Source organism: Paenibacillus sp. FSL K6-2524 (genome assembly GCF_038005525.1).
In the GTDB taxonomy this organism is placed as follows: Bacteria; Bacillota; Bacilli; order Paenibacillales; family Paenibacillaceae; genus Fontibacillus; species Fontibacillus anaericanus.
In genome coordinates, this window is sequence record NZ_JBBOSP010000001.1 from 2393683 (window position 1) to 2417635 (window position 23953).

A 23953-nucleotide genomic window follows, 5' to 3' on the forward strand; every position below is an offset into this window, starting at 1 on the left:
AACTTATTTTACGCCATCGTGAACTTTAAGTATAGATGATGATTAATAAAAATGTTGACTCTCTTCCCAGCGATATGATATTATATATCTTGTCGCTGCGGAAGGAAACATCTTCTAAAGCCTAATAATACGCGGTCATGGCGGAATTGGCAGACGCGCTAGATTCAGGTTCTAGTGTCAGCAATGACGTGGAGGTTCGAGTCCTCTTGACCGCATTAGAGATTTAAACCGGAGAAGCCTTGATTTATAAGGCTTCTCTTATTTTTGTCTATGTGGGATCGTTGGACAAGAGGACTGGAAAGGTCATTTATTAAGATGGTTTTCTAACATTTTTCTAACATTCATTTTATTTTGTTATTTGAAGCGAGAGAATGCAGATTCTCGATACTCTCAGTTGATGTAATTTGTATGTTCCCCTGAAGGTCTGCTTCTTGATTAATAATTTGTTTAACCTCCCTTCTTAGAGTCTTGATTTCCCCTTGTATAGCCAATTTGCAATTAAGACCAGTGTTCTTATGAGTGAACTCGAGTGAAAGCCTATATTGCCTTTGGATGAGTCTTACTAGGGCTTTATCTGTCTCATCACTCATTAGCATTGTCCAAACTGCTTTCTTCATCGTTTATCTCTCCTTCAACTGGATGAGTTTCTGATTGTCTATTCCTTGAGAAGATGTCATTAATTTTTTGAGCGGTGTTCACTTTCATTTCGGTATCAATGTGTGCGTAAATATTCGCTGTGGTGCCAATGTCAGCATGACCAAGCCAGACTTGTATTTCTTTGAGGCTCATACCATGCTTTAATAAATAACTAGCCGTTGAGTGCCTGAGATCATGGAACCTTATCGGTGGCAAACCGTTCTCAGCAAGAATTTGCTTGAATTTATGATTAAGGTACTCTGATTTTAGGGGAGATCCATCAGGCCAACAACACACAAAACCTGACTTGTCATATTCATTTCCGTAGACCTTCTTATTGTGCTTTTGTTGCTTCAAGAGGATTTCAAGATAGTCTTTAATCTTCTCGATTCAAATAACAACGTTGGAATATTCATAGTCACCTTGCCATGTGTCACGCTTTGGTTTACGTTTGTGATGAAATCCTCGGCTTGTTGAACACCGGGATCTCCGTTGTTTTCGCCCCAAAATGAATAGATTTGTCCTAGAACTGGAATTTGCTTGAGTGCATCAGCCATTGCGGGCGATACAAAGCCGGAAGCAATGAGTGTAACTCCAAGGATTGAAGCGGCTGCAGTGGAAACCCACCATTTATTAAAAGTTCTTGATACATTTGTCTTTCTCTGAATGGGGGAAATGGAATTATCGGTTTCTCTAATGATTTGTTAAGTCTCATTCAGCTTGGAGCCGGCAATAAATATTAGATGACTGATCAGGAAGTAGGCTTTGGCAGTTCTTTAATTGTTCTTCTAACTTAGTGGTTCACGATGTCGCAACTCCCTTTTCTTGATTGATTTGAGATGAATGCTTTAGCTTTTTGCGGGCGCGATGCAGCCGGGTCTTCACGGCTACCGTAGAAATTTCGAGAATGTCGGAAATTTGACTGATCGGCATGTCCTGTAGGTAATGAAGGAGAATGACAATCCGTAGGTTCTCATCAAGATGTTGAACGGCATCCCATAATTCGATTTTCTCATAATCCTTGGAAGTGGAAGGGCTCTTGAGCTGCTTGACCATTTTGTTGCATTCATTAATCAGAATCCGGAAGATCCACGTTTTGAAAAAAGCGGGCTCTCTGAGTGTATGGATGGACTTAAAGGCTTTAAGCATCGTCTCCTGCAGGGTATCTGCACAATCTTCGTCTTTGTTGACAATGGACCTTGCAGTTCTATATAAAGGTAACTCTATCTCTTGCATCAACTGCATGAATGCTTCAGGGTCCCCAGCTTTGGCTTTGACGACAATAGGATCTGTATGCAAGGGTTCAGCTTTCTTGACTAGAAGTATTAAATTGTTCGTAACGTTACGTATATATTAGATCGGGTAGGTAGCTAGAAGGTTACATGAAAAAAACCACGTATTCAAGGACTGCACCCCGTTTGTGAGACAGGGACCAAACAAGGGCCAGGCAAGCAAGCTTGCGTCCGAGCTAAAAGCTCCGCACAAGCATGTTGTGATGCGGAACGCTGATGGTGCAGGCGATCACTGCCATATGGGCGCAATGCGTCTACTTCATCAGACCATCTTCGACTGGCTCCACACAACCCTGAGAATCGTTTGTTGAGCAACAAGAAAACTGCATTATAAAGGAAGGTACCTGGGAAACTGGCAATTGTCCTATTTGGTGATCTACACAAGTATCGTCTTCCTTGCTGGATTTTTACTAAGCTTTGTTATCGCGGTTGGAGCGAGAGAATGGTGCAAGGTGCATATTGATTGGATTTTATTGTTCTTTTAATATGCAACAATATGTATCAATATGCGTATTAAGGGACGGGATAGATAGTTTTAAAAGTGAGTAATTAGGACTATACGGAAAGAATGACGCTCAATATATTTAGATTACTATTGAGGTTGTAGCGTGCGAGCGTTTTAGCGACATAGGTAATAGAGTTTTACTGAGGATGAAGCGATTGAGAATACTGAAGTGTATTTCGTCAAGTATTCAGGGCTTATCCGAACCTACCATCTCCTATATTCACAAACGTATCATAAAATAGTACTGGCTATAATTATTACGACGTATCAGAATGGCTCTTAGAACGTTGGGAGTCTTTAGTTTTTATTAACATCATAATTGCCACCTACCCGCTCCAGATCGATAAATTCTCCTCTACTAGCTCTGACCACTAAGATCGGACTCGCAAGTATCAGGAAAATATGACCATTTGGAAGGGATTTGCTCTGAATTTATCGAACTAAGATATTTTCCTACCAAAAAGGGGAGTCTCTAGTTGGATGATAATTCCTTTTTAGAGTCAATTCCGAACATTGAAACTAATGAGGGATTGAGATTGCCTCAGATAACGGACCATTGTTAGAAGTATTGTTTGACCGCGAATTGGAAGTGCAGAAAATAATGCAGGAAATCAAAGCGAAAATACCGGAAAAAGTGTGAATAAAACCCACCCTTCACGTGTGGGTCTGTTTGTTGCTTAACAAAATTTTGTTTTCTGAACTTCTTGAAGGCAATTGGTATTTCACAGTCATTGGATGGGGGCACATCTTATAAGATTTGTTCACACTGAACACTCGACACATGTGGAGTGCTCAATATTGATGATACTCAATAATAGTTGAGATGTGGCAGTATTGCTCAAATGCATTGTTTTTAATGATTGTATACACTAAGGCACGCTATTAAGATAGCGGACAGCTATATTCAATGAGTCCTTTGATATTAGATTTTAAAGGGAAGTTCTTGCCGCCACTGAAACCAATAAGGATGAATAACATCGTCCTTCTCTTTGCCCAGCTCAAATAGGCCGCTTAATGTGGGACGTTGTCAGCGCTACAGATTGAACTTGGCCGCGAGGCGTTGAATAGCATTCGCTTGCATCAACTTGTTCATGATAAGGAAGCCAAGCACTCCCCCGAGGGTATTGGCGATAATGTCGTTAATGTCCGTACTTCTGCTGCTGCCGAGAGTGATCCCGATAACCATTTGTATAACTTCAATGGAGAGGCTCAAGATTAGTACCAACTTTGCCGCTTTTTTAGTGCTATCGTATTTAGGATTCAAGAGAGGCAGATACATTCCCAGCGGCACTAGCATGATGATATTCAAAATAAATGATTTTATATCGATTGTTAATATAGGGATGAAATTAATATGTTTATACCAAGGCGTTTGGTTCACATATAGGCCAATATTGACATCAATCGGGAAGAGTACTAAATGGAAGACAGCTAGTAAATAGAAGCCAAACGTGACGAGTAAGGTATATTGCAGAGCTGTAAACCTCTTGATCTTCAATTTAGTCAAGCCCAACAGAGTGACCAGAAATATAAGAAACAGCGGTGCCAAGACATAATAAGATTCAATTGTATATTGGATAGACATCAGCTCGGATTCTCCTTTCAGCTCGTGAATGAACGATCAGTCGATGATTAGTTCATTTTTTATTTCAATTAAATAGTTTCTTCGTATAAATACGTAGAAAAGCAGCTGCAGGATCAAAAAGCTGCCCATGATTAAAAAGGCGGCGGTTCCGACTTCTATCTCAAATATACGATTTAGCGTGCTCAGTGCGACTGAGGAATGAATACATGCAACGATATAGGGCAGCATGAACAAGATTCCCATCTCGATTGTGGTTATCCTTTTAATTTCTTTGAAGGTTAAGCCAACCTTATTCAACTGCTTATATTTTTTCTTATCGGTTTCCACATCGATAAAAAATTTGTTATAGATAAAACTGCCTGAAGTCACGAAGAAGATCATTCCAATAAATATGGACAAGAACATGATCGTACCGTAAGCACTTTTTTCTGTCTCAAAAATATGCGACTTGGATAAGAATATACCGTTAGGATTACTTTCATACTTGGCTTCATATTCATCATAGACGACATAAGTGTCGGACCAGTCCTCGACATGGAAGGCATATTGAATCCCTTCATCGCTTTCAATGAGATCATATAGCGTATCGGCAACGACATATAGGGTTGATGCTTGGTCTTGCATGATCTTTGCCTGTATTTCCTCGGTTACCCGGATGGGGTTTCCTTCAATCGTCATGCGATTGATATCGTTGCCGAATTCGGCAGAGGCCATTACTTTTATCGTCTCATGCTCTTGAATCGAAGCAGTTCGGAGGTCTAATTGTTCGGCCAGTTGGTTATAGACACTCATCTTCATCAGGGTATAAGAAATCTCTTCCGCATCGGTAACCGATTTGTTAGCGATGGTTATTGGGGTATAGGAAAAACCGCCTTCCTTCAGCTGCTGATCAATAAAATTGATTTCCTCATGGACGGTCAGGTTCTCGCCAATTGTTTGATAAGTAAAGGCAAGAGGATATCTCTCTTCGATATTGCCTAATGTATTATCCCAGAAGGCATAACAAGTTCCGATCGATATGAATGCTGCTGTGGATGTGATCGATATGATGAAAAACACTCTAGCATTATCTTTCATGCGATAGAACAAATTGGATACCCAGATCAAATTCGTGTGCTTCAAATAAAAAAGCCTGTTCTTTTTAAGGAATGCGATAAAAAAAACACTAAACTGCGAAAATAGGAAGAAGGTGGCTATGACAACCATTACCATAACCAATAAGATGATTTTTTCTAAATTTTCAATATTACTGGTAAAGGATATATAGTAAGCGATGAGTAGCAGCACAGCACTCAAGATAGCTAAAAGCACGGATGGCTTAGGCGCGAGCCTTGGAGCTATTGTTCCTTTGAGCAAGTGGAGGATGTCCTTCTCCTTGATAATCCATGAAGTGAAGAAAGATACCAAGACACATAGAAGGATAAAGGCAACCGAGGTAATCAGAATAGCTTTAATTGGAAAATAATACGGCAGAGCTTGAATCCTAAACAGTTTCTCGATCATAATTAAAAAGAGTTTTGAGAAAACTAATCCTGTTAGAATTCCGCAGACGGTTGCTGCAATGCTGATCAACATATTTTCGATAAATATCATCTTTAAAATCTGCTTTTTCGATGTCCCGATCATATATAAAATTCCGAATTCTTTATACCGGCTCTTCAGAAATACGCTAATGGAATAAAACACGAAGAAAAAAAGGAAGAAATAAGTGATGATTTCTGCTGCGTAAAGAGATACCTCAATATAGGATTTGAATGCCCCTTTGTCGGGGTGAAGTATAAACATGGTAAAGGTGAAAAATAAAGCGACAGAAATGCAGGTGCTCAGGAAATAAGCAAAATAGGCTTTCCCATTGCGCGTTACATTTTTTATGGCGAATTGCTTAAAATTCACGCGAAGCACCTCCCAAGAGAGAAAGTACGTCGATGATCTGTTGATAAAACTGCTGCCTGCTGCTGCCTTTATATATTTCATTATAGATGCTGCCGTCTTTAATAAATAAGATCCGGTTGCAATAACTGGCTGCCAAGGGATCATGAGTCACCATCATAGTAGTAACCTGTTCCTCCTGATTGATTTTCTCGAACAATTCCATTACGATCCTCGATGCGTTGGAGTCCAAATTTCCTGTAGGTTCGTCGGCAAGAAGGAGGGCTGGCTTATGGATGATGGCTCTGGCAATAGCCGTTCTTTGAGCTTCTCCTCCGGAGACTTCAAAGGTTCTCTTGCTCAGCAGATGCTTGATGCCAAGGATATTGGCGACTTTCGTCAGCCTTCTGTCTTGCTCCTTAACAGGTACTCCGTCTAGGGCCAAGGGCAAGATTACATTTTCACCAAGTGTTAGTGTGTCAAGCAAATTAAAGTCTTGGAAAACAAAACCCAGTTCCCTGCGTCTAAAAAGAGCAAGCTTATCCCCATTTAAGCTTAATGGGTTATTACCCTCAATATAAATTTCACCTGATGTGGGTTGATCGACCGTAGAGATCATATTTAACAAGGTTGTTTTGCCGCTGCCGGAAGGTCCCATAACCCCAACCAATTCACCGGCTTCAATTGAAAAGCTGATATGATTCAAAGCGCTGAACATCACTTGTTTGCCATAAGATTTGCTTAATTGACTGACCTTTAACATTTCCATAACGATATCTTCCCCTTTGTGGTTAATCGCGATATCCTCTATAGTAATCGGTCGAGTCCCATTGAGCGATTCATCTTCATTACACTTTTCTTACATGGATGTAAGGTTGCCAAATCGAACAATGACCTTTGTACCTCGATTCACTTCTGACTGAATTTGAATATTGTGATGCAAGTTCTCGCAGACCTTTTTGGCGATATATAGTCCCATCCCTGTAGATTCCCCCCGCACTCTTCCATTTGCGCCAGTGAAGAAGAGATCGAACACTCTTCGAATATCTTTAGGATGAATTCCGATGCCTTCATCTGTGACCTCCAGAACAACTTCATTCTCTCTCCGATAAGCGGAGATGCTCACATATTTCCCTTTTCCTTTGGAATATTTGATGCCGTTTGTGATCAGCTGTTCAATGATGAATTTGAGCCATTTTACATCCGTGTAGACCTCAATGGTTTCGTCAATGGTTGCTCTAGGTAATATGCCGCTAGTTATGAATTGTTTTTTTTCTTGATTGATGCAATCTATAATAAGGGGCTGCAAGCGTGTCTTCTCAATGACGAAGTCCTTCTCAAAGGCATCCAGACGCGCCAATGATAAGGCCATCTTAAGCCCTTTTTCAATCTTATACAGCTCTTCTTGGATGCCGCTCACATATATGGTACCAGCCTGAGCCTCCAACTGCAGCTGGATAACGGAAAGAGGCGTTTTCATTTGATGCACCCATTGGTTGATGAATGTTAAGTGCTCTTGATGTTTTTGATTGGATTGCTGCAATTTCAATTCATATAAGCGGTGTTGTTGTTTGAGCAACATGGAGATTTGATGGCTCCAAAAGGAGCTCCCCTTATCCAACGAAATTTCCTCTAGAGCATGGAAGTCACGATATAGTAAGGCATAAACCTCTTTCGTTTTGGCATATTTCCACACTAAAAAAACGAGAAGAATAAAAGTGTTAAATATGAATATGTACATGATACTCTGGAATGGAAAATCTATCACGAGCACACAATAAAAAACAGACAATATCACTGAGAAATAATAGAGAAGAATATATCCCTGATGTTCTTTTAGAAATAATCGCATTGAAGGTACACACCTACCAGCATTTATTTAATTTATAACCGAGGCCTCTGATCGTTATAATTCCGTTTTGAATACCAAGTTCTTGCATCTTTTTTTTCAGTCTTGTGACATTTACATTCAGGGTGTTTTCTTCGACGAACTGGGAGTCATCCCACATCTTTTCGAGCAGATAGTTTCTGTAAACCACATTCGGATAAAATTGAATCAAACTTTCGAGCAACAGAGCTTCTTTTTTCGTAAGCGTTAATGCCTGGCCTTTGAATTCGAGCTCCAATCTTTCGGGATATAAGGTTAGCTCTTCCCAGGTCATAACCCGCTCATTCGAACGGGCATAATCGCCATAAGCTCGTCTAAGATGGCTTTTGATTTTGGCCATGATCACCTCGTAAGAAAAGGGCTTGGTTATGTAGTCATCTGCGCCGTTTTCAAGAGCCATCACTTGATCCATTCCACTTTCTCTAGCCGAGATGAAGAGAATTGGAGCTTTAGATATTTCCCTGATCCTTCTACACCAATAGAACCCGTCAAACTTAGGAAGGTTCACATCAAGCAGCACTAAACTAGGACGGTGTAAAGAAAATTCTTCTACGACCTGTTCAAAGTTTTGTACAACCTTCACTGAGAACCCATACTTCTCTATATGTTCTTTTAAAAGTCGACAGATAGACAAATCATCTTCAACTATAAAAATGGTATATTCCATAATTAAATTATTCCTCCGAAATGATGGATTGATTCATGAACTTGGATACTATCAGTATAACCCACTTAATAATATATGTATCAATTATATGGGAACGGCTGGGTATCCTTCATAATTACATATTTCATACGCATCTAAGTTCGCCTTCATTATTCAGGTTCTATTTTCCCTCTTTATTGAAAACATGATGTATACAGCTGATAGGTACATTATTCTGTTATGCACATTCGACACATGTGGAGTGTGTGGCTTGGTTGGAGCTGGAAATGTTAACAGCTTTAGTGCCAGTTTTGCGAAGCAGTTTGAGAATTCAAATAGAAGTTATGCTCATGTTTCATTTGGATATGAGACAACGGCATACATTCCACTAGATGTCATTGAAAAATATGAAAAAACGAGCTCTGCCAATAAAAATGGAGACAGATTGGCTGAATTCGTTTCAAAATTAGTACTACAATTAATAGATATAATCAAGTAGAAGTGAAGGGAAGTTGAACTTGTGGGAAAAATGATTAACGAAGAGATGATAAGGGCTACTTATTATTACGGTTGTAAAGTTTAAACAATCAAGTTGATTTGAACAAGGCCTTAGATGAGATTGAGTCGCAAACCGGGATGGATAGAAGGTCTGCAAATGCCTATCTGCATGTATCTTCCAGTATGATGAAAGGCAACGAATATCGTAGAACGATGATATGAGGCGGTTTTCAAATAATTAAGATTAACTTCAAGAAGGAAAAACATGCCTAACATAGAATAATACCTTACATTAAGTAATTAGGCCTATTTATATGTAGGTCCTTGGTATCGATTTAAATAAGTGAGTTGATCGAATACAAATGTATCTCAATCAAGAAGTGCTGCTATAGAAATAATGATACAGAGTGGAGAGAAAATTATTAGTTATTGTAAGTGACTCTAAGTAAGAATAAAAGGTTGAAAAGCAAAACCAATCAGTAAGTAAACAAAAAATAGTTTAGATCAATACTAAGAGTCGATGATTTGTTTCATCTTTTTAAAGAACAAATTAAGAAATGTGTTGAGCTTTAGGATAAAAGGAAAATTTAAAAGTAAGAAGTAAGGGTGAAATCTCTTATGAAGGATCAAATTTTCTAATATGTAAAGAATGAATAATTATTTGTAGGAGAGATCGATTTATGAAAAAAAATACGATTAATAATTCTATTTTTAATAATAACTTACCCAGTTGGGCAAAAATAATTTTACCTCTTCTTGGTGTTATATTTCTTGTTACGGCAGGCTTTTTCTCAATTCATCAGCCAGATGGGTTACTTTCGAAAATGGTATACCCAGAATTGATAGAAAAAGTAATTACATATTGTCTTCTAGGCATATCAGCAATTTTAGGGATTTTATTTATATTTATAGTTTTTAATATTCAATTAAAATCTGTACAAATGACTTTGATCCTTATTTTAGGTATCATTGTGGGGATAGTCATATCTAATTCTAATACTAGGGTTATTTTATTAGGATTAATAATTGATGCTTTTATATTCATTGTAATTATAACTTTGTTGGAATTGTATTCTACTGTGATGACAATGTTCAGCTTAGGAGTTTTGTCTACGATTGTTATTGGTATAGTTCTTTTGAATATTCCATATTACTTTGAGAGACCTTCAGCAGCCATATATTTAATAGTCACTATATACTTAGTCCTTTATCAATTTATTGGAGTTAAATTGAATAAATTTTTTATTTCGAGAATTATGGGGCAAGCAGAACGTTCAGAAAGTTTTGATAGAAAATTACTAAAGATGCATATGATGCTAATTTACACTGTTATTTTTATCTTAATTAATGCAACAGGACTTTTATATGAGCAAGATGGCATTAATTATTCTAACATTGTAAACAATTGTTTTATTACGGCTATTACAATAAGTCAAATTAATTGGGGATCTTTGTTGAAAGCTAGCAATTTTAGCTTGGGTGAAAAAATTATCTCTATTGTATCAAGGGAGGAAAAAAATGAATGAAACATAGAAAGAAAATCTTGAATAATGATGAAGAGTTTCTTAACTGCTACAATTCATCAAGTAGTATACGCAATAGAAGATCAGGAGGATTGTAAAAATAGAGGAAGCTCTTTCGAATAGGTTCAAAAGTATACTCCTGAATTTGTTAAATTGTCTGGTACATATTACAGCAGGAAGATATATAGTTTTTAGGTGAAATTAAGACTCGAAACCGAAATTAGCGGTTGACGAGATAGTTGAGGTTAAAATTAGAAAAACATCTGTAAATCCTGTATTTTTGTAACTCCGACCCCACAACAAAAGGAAATGACAGATACCACTCCAGTATATTAATAACATGCTCGTAAACAGATGGTGGAGCAAGCGCTAGGATCTCCAGCGGCGCATAGTTCTCGGATGCAAGAAGCGCCTGCTAATACCGTACAGCGAATATACCTAGTAGTCAGAAGCATACCACCAATGAGCGAGTGCATCGTGGAGAAGGCCTGGAATGAAGTGAAGTTAGTGATGTACCATTTACCAGAAGCTAATTTATCAAATGTTGTCTTTGTTAAACGTACATCCTAGAATAAATTATCGAAAGATTTTCTTCTAACATTTTTTCTAACATTCTTAAAACAGCATATCCATGAATACATCATAAAAAAGTCGGAGTCATCTTCTGTAATCCCTTGTCCTGCTTGGGTTTACAGTCGATGATTCCGATACGCAGCGTAAGTGTCAAAGATTCAGGTTCTAATGTTACAGTGGTAACAATTTCTGATAAAGAATTTCCATTCAAACTTGAACGATAGCCCTGTAATTATCAATAACTAACTGTTACTTCGATGTCGTACTCATAATGTCCGAACTGGCTCCCGAACATGCTAATACCACCGGGATATCGGGCATCCTCCGGAGATGTGATACGGAATCGGATGTCTTGACCGGGTGTTAGCGTCAAATCGGTAGAATTGATGTCCGATAACTCCACACCGTCAATAAATGTGCACTTCTCTGTGACGAGTATCGTCTTGAGCAAACCGTGCTGGGTATCGGTTTTTCTCCACCAATCGGGTGTCAGATTTCCCTTCTGACTGCCAAAATCTCCGGGACAGGTCCAAATACCCAAGTTGATTCCGTTCATGGAGAATACGATGTCCGAAGGCCAGTCTTCGTTGTAGCCAGGAGACTCTGAGCAGATTTCCATCGTGATACGGATGCTTCTGGCTTGTGTCTTGCCGATCAAGTAGTTCGGAATCAAATATTCCACGAAACCGCTGCTAAACCAGAGGTGATGGGCTTCCACGTGCTCCGGTTCAGCGAAGTAACGCGGATCGTCCAGCATACCGATGACCTTGTAGGGAGAAGCAAGACCGCAGGTTGGCTTGACCTGATAGTTCGTATAATGGCCAATGGGAATAGATACGGAGTAGCTTGTAGATTCAACGGGATTTGTTGTCTCTACAGGAGAACGGAACTGCAGTACCAACTGATCCAGACTGAGGGTGCATGCTTTCTGATTACCCCTCGTGCCGGATACAAGCTTAGTAGACAAAATTCCTGCCTTCTCCATTTTCTGAATATGCTTCGTAATGATCGCGGATGAGAGCTTTAACTCGTCCGCGATTTCTTTAACATACATCGTGCGTTCACGGAGCATCTCGATCATTCGAACCCGCGTCTCGGAGGATAAGCATTCTAATAGGGACATATGCTTCGTACTTACTTCGATTTCCATACGATTATACCTCCATAAGTTTTTAGTTTTATTCATTAACTATTTAGTTAATTATACAACTATTTAATTGACAATACAATGAGTAAAGAATAAGATACCTATGTAATATCCCTTATTTCATATTTTTTATTTTTATTTGTTAACCTAATCATTAATATTGGAGGTACTATCCTATGACAAATCAAGCGTCCAAGCAACTTAGGTCCGAACATCCTCGCCCTCAATTTATCCGCAAGGCTTGGGTGAATTTGAATGGAGAATGGGAATTCGAATATGACGACAGCCAAGTTGGTGACCAGGAGCAATGGCATTCAAGCGAACGTGTCTTCTCACGCAGGATTCAAGTGCCATTTGCCTTTCAGAGTAAATTAAGCGGAATCGGAGATCCAGAATTTCATGATACAGTCTGGTACCGCAACAATTTCTCCGTTCCGATTTCGTTTAAGGGTAAGCGTGTTCTACTCCACTTCGGCGCAGTCGATTACTGTGCGTCCGTGTGGGTGAACGGCAATCTCGTCGCTCAGCATGAAGGCGGACACACTCCATTTCACGCTGACATTACCAATGCACTGAGAAATGACGGAAATACGATCGTTGTGAAGGCAGTGGATTACAGTCGTGATGTCTCATTGCCGAGAGGCAAACAGCACTGGCTGTCCGATTCTGCGAGTATCTTCTACACTCGTACGACGGGTATATGGCAAACCGTCTGGATGGAGGCTGTAGCACCGGCTTATCTGGATAAGGTCAAATTTACATCTGATATCGACCAGAACGCGATTGAGATGAGCATGATCTTTCAAGGCTTGAAGGGAGAAGAAAACCTACGGGTGAAGATTGACATCTCGTTCAAGGGAGAACACATCTCCCAAGACGTAATCCAAGTGAATACACCGAATGAGGTGAGAACGATTCACTTGGCTGATTTCAATGATCATGGTCTCGGCCGTTGGTGGTCACCGGAGCATCCGAATTTGTACGATGTGGTCTTTACCGTGCTGGAAGGTGACACGGTCGTCGATGAAGTATCAAGTTATTTCGGCATGCGTAAGGTGTCAATCGAGAATGGTAAATTTAATCTGAACAACAGGCCCTATTTCCAGAAGCTTGTATTGGATCAGGGGTATTTCCCTGACGGGAACTTGACACCGCCAAGCGACGACGCGATTAAGCAGGATGTTGAGCTAATGAAAGCGATGGGCTTCAACGGCGCTCGAAAACACCAGAAGCTAGAGGATCCCCGCTACCTTTACTGGTGTGATCGCCTAGGCCTGTTGGTATGGAGTGAAGCGGCGAATGCTTTTGAGTTCTCCGAAGTGTACGTTCGTCGATTCATGAACGAATGGCAGGAGTCAGTCGCACGAGATTACAACCATCCTAGTATTGTCGCATGGGTGCCGCTGAATGAGAGCTGGGGAGTACCCAATATTCAGATCGACAAGCTTCAACAGCAGCATGCTTTGACCATGTATCACCTCACCAAATCGCTGGATCCGATGCGGCCTGTTGTATCTAACGATGGTTGGGAAATGGTCAAGACGGATCTGTTCAATATTCACGATTACGAATGGCGTCAAGAGGTATTGACTGAACGCTATAGTTCTACGGACAAGGCAGTGAATGCAATGCCGGCTAATCGCAGATTATCCGTCGAAGGATTTCCATACGAGGGGCAACCGATTCTTGTAACCGAATTAGGCGGCATTGCTTATAAGAAAAGTGAATGGGAAGGCTGGGGATACTCCGGGGCGGAGAATGATGAAGACTTCGCGAGCAAGCTACGCGCGGTTATCCAACCCTTGCTGCAATCCAGCATAGTTCAGGGATATTGCTACACCCAGCTGACGGACGTGGAGCAGGAAATCAACGGATTGCTGACATATGATCGCGTGCCTAAGTTGCCTGTGGATGTAATCAGAGCGATTAACGAGGGAAATTAAATATAAACTACAATTTAGGTGCCTATCCACATGAAGGCGCCTTTCTTAGTTATAATAAATAAAACTTAAATAAAAGTGAACAAAGGGGCTGAATGGGATGAAAGTATTGGTCGTAGATGATGAACCAAGACACCTTAGAGGTATGTTGAGATTGATTAACCATCTACGTCCCGATGCCCAGGTCATTGTTACAAAAGACGGGATTGACGCATTAGAGCTTGTAAGATCAGACCGTCCGGATGTCGTGTTTACGGATATCCGAATGCCCAACATGGATGGGCTTACATTTTTGCAACAGCTTAAAAAAGAAGGACTTCATACGAAGGTTGTAATGGTGTCGGCCTATAATCTATTTGAATATGCACAGACTGCGGTTCGACATGGAGCTTATGACTATCTATTAAAGCCTGTGGAAGCAGAGAAGATAGAAGACGTATTGAGACGTATTGAACAAGAGCTTGTTACAGAATCGATGCAGAACTTGGAAGCAGAGGAGCTGAAGCAACGGCTTGATCTCACATCTTCAGCTTATAGTAATCGCTTATTATTAACTTGGCTAAATGGAAGCTCAACGACCCTAGAGCGCAATGAACTGAAATCGTATGATTGGCTACAAGGTGGCGGTGTGGTTATTTTCTCTGAACTCAGAATTCGACGGGATAGCAATGAAAATTATGATAACGCTTACTTCTTGAGGAGCTTGGAGCAAGGATGGTCAGCAATCGGAGAATCGATAACGATTCCATTAAATGTGCTTCAAGAAGATGGATTCCAAGCCGTTACGATAATCCGGACCCCACCACTTACCCCAGGTCATAGACATCACATTCGCATCATCGTTTCCGCTCTATCATCAGAATGGGCGAATGTTGGACAGCTTACCCACGGGATAGGACCGGAATGTAAGTTTTTATTGGAGGAAGCATCGCAAGCATACCGAGTAGCCCAAACGGTAAACAAGTATAACTTTCATGATTGCTGGAAGGGTATTCTGTTTCAGGATGAGCTACGCCCTTCTCATAAGCTATTGACTCTTGACACGGAGAGACTATTCGAAGCTCTGCAAGGAAACGATGCGGACATAGCTATAGAAATGTGTAGGGTGGCGTTCGAGCAGCTTTCAGATGGTGGGCATACGAATCCGCTACTTATGAAAGAGAATGCTTCGCTTATTCTTATGAAGGTTAAGAGCAGGATTCGTGATATTGTGGACAAGAAGGTTGGAAGCCTTCTAACGAATACAGCCATGATGCATATTCAAGCTTGCGGGTCTAATACGGAGTTATTAGCTCTTTTAGAGGTCTCGCTTCAGAAGGTACACGCTGCATTAAAGCAAGCGAAGCTGGATAAGACCGAAATTATCGTTACGAGCTGCCTGAGTTGGATACATGAAAGGCTGAAGGAAGATCTGACACTTGAACGAGCTGCCGAACACTTTTTCTTCAATCCCTCCTATTTCAGCACCTTAATTAAGAGTCGGACAGGAAAGACGTTCTCTGATCACGTGACGGAAGCTAGAATGAGGCAGGCTAAGGTGTTGCTTGCTGCGAATAAGCTCAGAATATATGAAATCTCCGCTGAGTGCGGTTATCAAGATACGAAATATTTCTGCAGAGTGTTTAAGAAGCATAATGGAATGTCGCCCGAAGCCTATAGGCACACGTCACTTCCACAGAGGAGCAGCGAGGAATGAAGATGACATTTCGCTCTCGATTGTTAGCTAGCTATATATCTATGATCGTAATTCCTCTCATCATATTAGGAGTTCTTTTCTACCGTACCAGCCTACAGGTCGTGACGGAACAAGCACAGAAAAACGTATATGAGATTGTTAGGAAAAACAATGAGATCATGGATACTAAGCTGCAGATTATTGATCAGAACAGCCTATCATTATTCGTAGATAAGGATTTATTCCGAATTTTTAACGAACTGGATCCCCAGAATGAAGCTGAGCTTTTTGAAGCAGACCGACAGGTTACGCCTGTGTTGAGTAAATATTTCTCCAACAATAAGGATGTTTATTCTTACCAGTTGTGGACGTCCTATTTCACTTTCGGTCAAATGTTACCACAAGGAGATCCTACGCAGTCGGATATATACCGTAAGGCGCAGCAGGCAGGCGGGAAAATGGTATGGTACCCTACTTATGATTTCGTTGATATGTTCGATCAGCCTTATCTAGAGGAAGGAAAGCTAGATTTCCGCCATTTGTACTCAGCGACTCGAGTGCTTGATTTCTCTCATCTGAATAATACGACACTGGAGAAGATGGACGCTCATATTGAACGACCCATTCTGACGATAAGCTTCAAACCAGATACACTGAAATCCCTATACGAGGAAAGTATTCCTGAAGGTTCGCGATACTTAGTAATGGATGCGGACCGTAAAGTCGTTGCAAGCAGCGAGCAAGGAAGAATTACACAAATCTATACGGAAAAATGGGTAGAGCAACTTCGCTTGGAGGGAAGCGGTACGCGAAGAATGACGCTAGAGGGCGAGGCTATGATTGTCTGCTTCGATCGTTCGGAAGTGACGGGGTGGATATCGATTGTATGGACGCCAGAATCCGCACTAGTGGGTGGTCTGGTACAAGTCATCCAAACGTCTATTATACTCTTAGCCGCTATTATGGGAATTGTGGCGCTTATTTACGCTTATTTTATCGCAGGCAGGATTACGAAGCCCATTAAGAAGCTGCTTGGTGCAATGAGGTCCGTTGGTGATGGGGATTTTCAAAAGCATGTTGTCGTCGGCACGAATGATGAGTTTGGTATTCTCCTTCAACGGTTTAATCTGATGAACGATCGGATTCGGCTCTTGGTTATAGAAAATTACGAGATTAAATTAAAGGAACAAGAGGCCGAGATTCTAGCGCTGAGCATGCAGATGAATCCCCATTTTCTATACAATACGTTAAATGTGATGAATTGGACAGCTATAGAGAACGATCAGAAGGAATTAAGCAAGATGCTTGTCAGTTTATCCAATATGCTACATTATACTGCAAGGAAAGAATGGAGAGCCGTTCATTTGTCTGAAGAGACGGAGTGGATGAACAACTACTTCTATATTATGTCCTTTCGCTTCGAAGACAAGTTTACCGTGAGTTACGAGATTGATCCATTACTCTATGAGTACAAAATGCCTAGACTTCTATTTCAACCCTTTGTCGAGAATGCGATCCTACATGGCTTCGATCAGACAGAAGCGGGAGGGCTTATTCGCATTCGTGGCTGGATCGACAGTGGAACACGGTATTATGAGATTGCAGATAATGGACGAGGAATGAGCAAGGACACTATAAATGCGATTTTGTATAAGGAATCCTCTTCGATAGGGATTAAGAACACAATTGCTCGCATTCAAATGACCTATGGCAACAGCTATGGTGTCGTGATTAGCTCCTTACCTGGATCGGGAACTAAGGTCGTTATCACATTGCCACTGAATACCTAATAATAGTCCACCAATCCAAAGTAGTTCGGGTTATGTAAGCGCTAACTAGAGTTTATAATTGAAACATCATAGACTGCAGCTATGAACCAAAAGGGATTGGAATTGAGAGGGGTTCGGGATATGTCAAGACAAAGGAAGTCGATATCCGTTCTTATGGCTATGCTGTTAATGCTTGTCACCATTTTGTCAGCTTGCTCGAAGTCCGATACTAGCAATAATACATCACCCTCAGTATCCGGTGATGAAATATCGAAGGATCCCATTACCCTTCGTATGACGGTGTGGGGCGCGCCTGATGAAGTAGCTGCTTACAAAGTAGCGATTAAGAAGTTTGAAACGCAGTATTCGAATATCAAAGTTGATCTTCAGCATATTGCATCGGATTATGATACGAAGCTGACAACAATGGTAGCTGGTAATGATGTACCGGATATTGCCATGATGGAGTCTGGTAGCATTGCGTTCCCATTAGCAGAGCAGGGGAAATTCTATAACCTTCAGGAATTTCTAGAAATTGACCCGGATATCAGTACAGACAAACTGATACCCAACATTATGTACTCGCTTGAGCCGGGCAATGTGATCGGTATAGCTCCTGGTCCGGAATCGTTCGGTCTATTCTATAACGAAGATATCTTTAAGGAAGCGGGCATTTCACCTCCACCTGCTAAGGCATTAGAAGCGTGGTCATGGGATGAATTTGTTGAAATTGCTAAACAATTAACGATCGATAACAAAGGCAGAACGGCGAATGATGCGGACTTTGATGCTAAGAATATTAAGCAATATGGAGTTAACGCTTCTACGTGGTGGGGCGTCTATAGTAACTTTATTTACTCCAATGGCGGGGATTTCGTCTCTGAGGATGGGAAGACCTTTGGGCTTAACCAGCCGGCAGCAGTGGAGGCTATACAGAAAGTATCAGATTTAATGAATGTACACCATGTCTCTCCTTCACCCGTGCAATCGAAGAATATTCCAGCAACAAATGTAGCTCTTCAAACCAAAAAGGTAGCAATGGCTATCGATGGGCAATGGGCAAGCACTGGATTGGCGCAATCGAAGTTTAACTTCAATGTAGGGGTATTGCCTGTACTGAAAGAGCCAGTGACTACCGTTGTTGCCGGAATGTTCTCCATGTTTAAGTCAACCAAGTATCCCCAAGAGTCTTGGGAGCTTATAAAAGCGTTGCTTGATCCAGAAGCTTCTATTGATATGATTACGGCTGGTACTTGGATGCCATCGTATAAGGAATGGTATACGGATCCGGCATTATTAGCTAAATGGACGGAGAACTTGGATTCAAGACCTTCTGGTTATAAAGACGCTATTGTTGAAGTCATATTGACGAATAGCCATCAGACACCAACTGGATATGTGAAAAACTTCAATAAAATTATGGATATCGTGAATCCCGCTTTGGACAAAGTATGGCTTGGCCAACAAACTGCGCAAGAAGCGTTGGATTCCATCGCTGCCAAGGCACAAGAACAAGTTCAAGGGCGTCGTGATATTGCACAATAATTGAAAATACAATTTCTGCGATGCGGTGAGACGGCGTTCTGATTATAGATCGTCGTCTTCCTTACTAGAGAGCTTCGAGATCGGAGGTTAGTATGCGAAAAGGACTGTTCTACGGGTTGTTGTTCACGGTTCCGGCTATACTCGGGTTTCTCATTTTCACACTGGGTCCTATGATCGCAAGCTTGGTGCTAAGCTTGACGGACTATAACGTATTCAAGGAGAATACTTCCTTCGTTGGATTCGATAATTATATTAAGATGTTCTCGGGTGAGGATGAACTGTTCTACAAATCGTTAGGTGTTACTTTCTACTTTGTTATTCTTCGGGTACCCGCTGTTATTATTCTTTCTTTCTTTATAGCTTTGCTGCTTAACTTGAACGTCAAGGGTAGAGCCCTATTTCGGACTATTATCTACCTTCCAAGCATTGTGCCGGCCGTTGCATCAGCGATGATCTGGATGTGGCTGATGAATCCTGATCTAGGACTGATCAATTCGGTACTTAGTTGGTTACATTTACCGACTAGTAATTGGTTGTATTCAGAGGGTAGTGTTATCCCTTCTGTCGTTCTTACAACATTATGGGGAATTGGAAATACCGTCATTATTTTTCTGGCGGGAATTTCAGGTATTCCTAAGCAGTATTACGAAGCAATCGACGTTGATGGTGGAGGCTGGTACAGCAAGCTACGCCATATTACGATTCCAATGGTCACACCGACGATATTTTTCAATACCATTATGACCATTATCGGCTCCTTCCAGGTGTTTAATGAAGCCTATATTTTAACAGAAGGCGGACCGAATAACCAAAGCTTGTTCTATGTATTTTACCTCTGGCGTACGGGCTTTAGAGATACCGAGATGGGGTATGCGTCCGCTCTGGCTTGGGTCCTGTTTATCATCATTCTGTTCTTTACTTTTATTATATTCAAAACCTCGAAGTCATGGGTGCATTACGAAGGAGGAGAGCGTTCTTGAGACAATCGAAGCTTTCGCTTGTGACAGGTTATGTAGCCCTGATAAGCATCTCTGTTTTGTTTATTGTTCCGTTCATTTGGTTAATCCGAAGCTCTCTCATGGATTTATCGCAAATATTTACGATGCCGCCAGAATGGATTCCAGAGCCGTTTAAATGGGATAATTTCCAGAGAGCACTTACGGTGCTGCCGTTTGACACTTTCTTCATCAATACAATTATCATTGTCGTCAGTGTTCTTATTGGTACAGTCGTGACAAGCAGCATAGCGGCCTTCGGATTTTCACGGATCAAATGGAAGGGCAGAGACACTGTATTTGCCATTCTAATGACAAGCATGATGCTACCTGCAGCCGTCACGATTATTCCAAGCTTTCTCGGCTGGCAGATGCTTGGTTTCTACGATACGTATTATCCATTAATCGTACCTGCTTATTTCGGGGGGGGAATCTTCAATATTTTTCTATTACGGCAATTCTATTTAACGATTCCACAAGATTTCGATGAAGCGGCATTCGTGGATGGAGCCAACTATTTTCAAATCTATTGGAGAATTATACTTCCATTAAGCCGTTCGGCGATTATTGTTGTTGCGCTATTCAGCTTCTTGGGATCTTGGAATGACTTCATGGGACCGCTTATTTATCTGAAGAGTGATAACCTCTTTACCTTGGCGCTTGGATTGCAGATGTTTCAGGGTTCTTATACCGCGCAGTGGGATTTGCTTATGGCGGCTTCAGCGGCGGTTGTCCTGCCTTGTGTTATCGTATTCCTAGTCGGTCAACGGTATTTCCTTGAGGGAATTACATTATCAGGTCTAAAGGGATAACTGAAATGAAAGTGAGGAAATCTGAGAATGACACAAATACAATCACAGCTAAAGAATTGGCAGGGCGTGCCGTTCACGAATGTTATCATTGATGATGCGTTCTGGCGTCCGCGGCTTGAGGTGCTAAGAAAAGTTACGTTACCAACCTGCTTGACGAAATGTGAGGAGACAGGACGTATATCGAATTTCGCCAGGGCAGGCGGATTAATGGAAGGAAAGTTTGAAGGTATTTATTTCAATGATTCTGATGTGTACAAGGTGCTCGAGGGTATTGCCTATTCGCTAATGTCGGAGCGGGACCCGGAGTTGGAAGCTGAGGCTGATCGGATTATTGAACTCTTAGCCGCAGCCCAGGAATCGGACGGTTACTTGTGCACTTATTATACGTTAGAAGCACCTGATAGCAAATGGACGGATATGGAGAAGCATGAGATGTACAATGGCGGCCATTTAATTGAGGCCGCGGTTGCATATTACGAAGCTACAGGCAAACGTACGCTTCTCGATGTTGCCTGTAGCTTGGTTGATCATTACGATCGTCTGTTTGGTCCAGGCAAGCGTCATTGGGTGGAAGGTCATGAGGAAATTGAGCTTGCTCTTGTGAAGCTATATCGCGTTACCCAAGAAGAACGATATTGGAAGCTGTCCCTATGGTTGCTTGAGGAACGGGGGCATGGACATGGAGTTGGCGAGATATGGGATAAGAAGGAATGGGGGCCTGCGTACTGCCAGGATGATGTTCCGGTTAGGGACATTGAGAAGGTGACCGGTCATGCTGTCCGCGCCATGTACCTATACACGGCGATGGCAGATGTTGTTCACGCTTCGGGAGATCCGGCTTATGTTGATGCCTTGCATAGGGTATGGGCACATACGGTAGAGCGCAACATGTATGTGACCGGAGGAATCGGACCATCCCGTCATAATGAAGGATTCACGCATGACTATGATTTGCCGAATGAATCGGCCTATTGTGAGACTTGTGCCGCTATCGCCATGGTATTTTGGAACCATCGGATGAACCTATTATTTGGGGATGCCAAATATGCTGATGTGGTAGAACGGGAAATGTACAATGGCGCTTTGGCTGGAATATCGTTGACAGGAGACAAGTTTTTCTATGTAAATCCGTTGGCTTCGAAAGGCGATCACCATCGTGTATCCTGGTTCGACACCTCATGCTGCCCAACGAATTTAGCAAGATTTCTACCTTCCATCGGTCAATATTCATATGCTCAAACAGGTCAGGGCATCGCTGTAAATCAATATATGAATGGTGAAGCTAAATTCGTGATTGAGAGTGGGCTGAACGTTAAGTTAAAACAAACAACTCAATATCCATGGGACGGTAAAGTAAAGCTTTCTGTAAACCCAGAGTCAAGTGGTTTTCTCAGTATCCGTTTGCGAGTACCAGGCTGGTGCAGGGGCTATAAGGTACAGGTCGGAGGGAAATACCTATCAAGAGTGGAGGCACAGACGGAACAAGGGTATATCGTAATAAGTCGAACTTGGTCACAGGATGATACGATTGTACTCGAGCTCGATATGCCCGTAGAAATTGTTCGTGCGAGACAAGAGGTATCGGAGAATATAGGTCGTATTGCTATTCAACGAGGTCCAATCGTGTATTGTCTAGAGCAGACGGATAATTCTGAGCTTTCGTATGATGAGTATACATTTTCTGCCCATGAGAGGTTGCAAGTGGATCATCTACCGGAGCTACTCGGTGGCGTTACCATTCTGGTAGGTAAGAATGGAGAAGGTAAACCTTGTGAATTCATCCCTTACTATGCTTGGGACAACAGGGAGCCTGGCTTTATGCAAGTTTGGGTTCGTGAAGCGGAGGATGAAGGGCTCTATAGCTTGTAAATGATGGAAAGAAGGAGTTGTCTTCATTGAAAGGAATAACGAACCCCCTTGTACCAGGTTGGTATGCAGATCCAGAGGCAAGGACTTACGAAGGGAAGCATTGGGTATATGCAACTCGGTCATACACGGAATATACGAAGCAGCTGAATTTAGACGCATTTAGTTCAGAAGATCTCATCCGCTGGGACAAACACGAAAGTATCATTGTAATGTCAGATTTCCCTTGGGTGTGGAGAGCTGTATGGGCACCTACTCATATTGAACATAATGGAAAATACTACCTTGTATTCGCGACGAACGATATTCAATGTAACGATGAGGTTGGCGGCTTGGAGATCGCTGTAGCGGATTCTCCAGAAGGCCCGTACAGAGGCTATCTCGGGAAACCGATCATTGACCGTTTCATCCACAATGCCCAACCGATAGATGCTCATCTCTTCAAAGACGATAACGGTTCGATCTATTTATATTATGGCGGCTGGAGCCATTGCAATGTAGCCGTGATGAATAATGATATGACAGGGCTCGTTCCGTTCAAAAATGGGGAGACCATCCTCTCCATTACTCCGGAGGGATATGTGGAAGGACCTTGTATGATAAAAAAGGATGGACTTTATTACTTCATGTGGTCGATGGGGGGCTGGACGAATGGAACCTATTGCGTAGCGTATGGCGTAAGTGATAATCCGCTGGGGCCATTCGAGAATAAGGGTACGATTCTGGAAAAGCAAGAGCCAATCGCGGATGGCCCTGGTCATCACGGATATTTGCATTTCCCCGAGAATGATGAATGGCTTATCGTTTACCATCGCAGGATCATCGGAGATAATGAGCCTGGCAATCGCATGTTATGTATCGATAAAATGCATATTGATGCTGGTGAAATCAAACCTGTTATTATGACGGATAAATGGTAGTCGTCCATATGCCCTAATGCCTTAAAAAATACCGAGAAATACTAAACACTACAAACCTGCCCCGATTCTATAATAGAGTCGGGGTGATTTGAAATTTGACGAAACGATCAGGATATAACGGTCTAACCTCTTGCCATTGCAAGTTGAACTTCCCCGAGTATTTGATAGTTTGATCATAACATTAGACTGCAGGACACGCCACGTTAACTCGTATTTCTTTCTAACATTTCTTCTAACATCGGTACAATAAGGAAGTTTCGAACGCATCA

At 41.6% G+C, this 23953-nt stretch carries 21 protein-coding genes and 1 tRNA gene; 12 read left to right on the top strand and 10 right to left on the bottom strand.

Annotated features, from left to right (window positions below; all coding sequences use genetic code 11):
• Positions 1-131 precede the first annotated feature (131 nt).
• A tRNA-Leu gene (locus NST85_RS10655) sits at positions 132-215 on the top strand.
• A gap of 126 nt (positions 216-341) precedes the next feature.
• On the opposite strand, the gene NST85_RS10660 is transcribed toward NST85_RS10655, so the two are convergent.
• From NST85_RS10660 to NST85_RS10700, 9 genes are all read right to left on the bottom strand, one after another.
• A complete protein-coding gene (locus tag NST85_RS10660; RefSeq protein WP_127193840.1) occupies positions 342-617 on the bottom strand; it encodes a hypothetical protein in 276 nt (91 codons plus the stop codon).
• Positions 583-993 carry a tyrosine-type recombinase/integrase gene (locus NST85_RS10665; RefSeq protein ID WP_170220247.1) on the bottom strand — a complete coding sequence of 137 codons (411 nt, stop codon included), beginning with the start codon at positions 991-993 and terminating at the stop codon, positions 583-585. The genes NST85_RS10660 and NST85_RS10665 overlap by 35 nt, the downstream gene beginning before the upstream one ends.
• On the bottom strand, positions 990-1337 hold the full coding sequence (locus tag NST85_RS10670; RefSeq protein ID WP_127193868.1) for a DUF4179 domain-containing protein: 348 nt from the start codon (positions 1335-1337) through the stop codon (positions 990-992). Before NST85_RS10670 ends, NST85_RS10665 begins: the two co-directional genes overlap by 4 nt.
• Positions 1338-1437: 100 nt before the next feature.
• On the bottom strand, positions 1438-1935 hold the full coding sequence (locus tag NST85_RS10675; protein WP_246054308.1) for an RNA polymerase sigma factor: 498 nt from the start codon (positions 1933-1935) through the stop codon (positions 1438-1440).
• Between the two features lie 1531 nt (positions 1936-3466).
• A complete protein-coding gene (locus NST85_RS10680) occupies positions 3467-4018 on the bottom strand; it encodes a VanZ family protein (protein ID WP_127193842.1) in 552 nt (183 codons plus the stop codon).
• A gap of 36 nt (positions 4019-4054) precedes the next feature.
• A complete protein-coding gene (locus tag NST85_RS10685; protein ID WP_341189265.1) occupies positions 4055-5911 on the bottom strand; it encodes an ABC transporter permease in 1857 nt (618 codons plus the stop codon).
• A complete protein-coding gene (locus NST85_RS10690) occupies positions 5901-6656 on the bottom strand; it encodes an ABC transporter ATP-binding protein (protein WP_127193844.1) in 756 nt (251 codons plus the stop codon). The genes NST85_RS10685 and NST85_RS10690 overlap by 11 nt, the downstream gene beginning before the upstream one ends.
• A 90-nt stretch (positions 6657-6746) precedes the next feature.
• Positions 6747-7628 carry a sensor histidine kinase gene (locus NST85_RS10695; RefSeq protein WP_341189266.1) on the bottom strand — a complete coding sequence of 294 codons (882 nt, stop codon included), beginning with the start codon at positions 7626-7628 and terminating at the stop codon, positions 6747-6749.
• Positions 7629-7752: 124 nt separating this feature from the next.
• Positions 7753-8442, bottom strand: a complete 690-nt coding sequence (locus NST85_RS10700) for a response regulator transcription factor (RefSeq protein WP_127193846.1) — start codon at positions 8440-8442, stop codon at positions 7753-7755.
• 250 nt (positions 8443-8692) lie between these two features.
• Between NST85_RS10700 and NST85_RS10705 the strand changes: the two genes are divergently transcribed.
• The 3 genes from NST85_RS10705 (at position 8693) to NST85_RS10715 (ending at position 11012) form a co-directional block, all read left to right on the top strand.
• Positions 8693-8920, top strand: coding sequence for a hypothetical protein (locus NST85_RS10705; RefSeq protein WP_127193847.1), 228 nt, complete (start codon positions 8693-8695; stop codon positions 8918-8920).
• Positions 8921-9599: 679 nt separating this feature from the next.
• Entirely contained in the window at positions 9600-10445 is an 846-nt protein-coding gene (locus NST85_RS10710; RefSeq protein ID WP_127193848.1) for a hypothetical protein, read from the top strand.
• A gap of 351 nt (positions 10446-10796) precedes the next feature.
• Positions 10797-11012, top strand: coding sequence for a hypothetical protein (locus NST85_RS10715; protein WP_127193849.1), 216 nt, complete (start codon positions 10797-10799; stop codon positions 11010-11012).
• Between the two features lie 238 nt (positions 11013-11250).
• Here the strand turns inward: NST85_RS10715 and NST85_RS10720 are convergent, their stop codons facing one another.
• On the bottom strand, positions 11251-12165 hold the full coding sequence (locus NST85_RS10720) for an ArsR/SmtB family transcription factor (RefSeq protein ID WP_127193850.1): 915 nt from the start codon (positions 12163-12165) through the stop codon (positions 11251-11253).
• Between the two features lie 173 nt (positions 12166-12338).
• Between NST85_RS10720 and NST85_RS10725 the strand changes: the two genes are divergently transcribed.
• The 8 genes from NST85_RS10725 to NST85_RS10760 all read left to right on the top strand — a co-directional run bounded on the left by NST85_RS10725 (position 12339) and on the right by NST85_RS10760 (position 23684).
• Complete coding sequence (locus NST85_RS10725) at positions 12339-14105, top strand: glycoside hydrolase family 2 protein (RefSeq protein ID WP_341189267.1); 1767 nt, start codon at positions 12339-12341, stop codon at positions 14103-14105.
• Between the two features lie 97 nt (positions 14106-14202).
• A complete protein-coding gene (locus tag NST85_RS10730) occupies positions 14203-15798 on the top strand; it encodes a response regulator transcription factor (protein WP_127193852.1) in 1596 nt (531 codons plus the stop codon).
• Positions 15795-17567: a cache domain-containing sensor histidine kinase gene (locus NST85_RS10735; RefSeq protein ID WP_246054310.1), complete on the top strand. Its 1773-nt coding sequence runs from the start codon at positions 15795-15797 to the stop codon at positions 17565-17567. Before NST85_RS10730 ends, NST85_RS10735 begins: the two co-directional genes overlap by 4 nt.
• 120 nt (positions 17568-17687) lie before the next feature.
• The gene (locus tag NST85_RS10740) at positions 17688-19091 is read left to right on the top strand and encodes an ABC transporter substrate-binding protein (protein ID WP_127193853.1); all 1404 of its coding nucleotides are present in this window, start codon (positions 17688-17690) and stop codon (positions 19089-19091) included.
• A 92-nt stretch (positions 19092-19183) separates the two neighbouring features.
• Positions 19184-20071, top strand: a complete 888-nt coding sequence (locus NST85_RS10745) for a carbohydrate ABC transporter permease (RefSeq protein WP_127193854.1) — start codon at positions 19184-19186, stop codon at positions 20069-20071.
• Positions 20068-20898, top strand: a complete 831-nt coding sequence (locus NST85_RS10750; protein ID WP_246054312.1) for a carbohydrate ABC transporter permease — start codon at positions 20068-20070, stop codon at positions 20896-20898. Before NST85_RS10745 ends, NST85_RS10750 begins: the two co-directional genes overlap by 4 nt.
• A 27-nt stretch (positions 20899-20925) precedes the next feature.
• On the top strand, positions 20926-22767 hold the full coding sequence (locus tag NST85_RS10755) for a glycoside hydrolase family 127 protein (RefSeq protein WP_127193856.1): 1842 nt from the start codon (positions 20926-20928) through the stop codon (positions 22765-22767).
• Between the two features lie 26 nt (positions 22768-22793).
• Positions 22794-23684 (top strand): glycoside hydrolase family 43 protein, encoded by an 891-nt coding sequence (locus tag NST85_RS10760; RefSeq protein ID WP_246054313.1) that lies wholly within the window; start codon positions 22794-22796, stop codon positions 23682-23684.
• Positions 23685-23953: the final 269 nt, after the last annotated feature.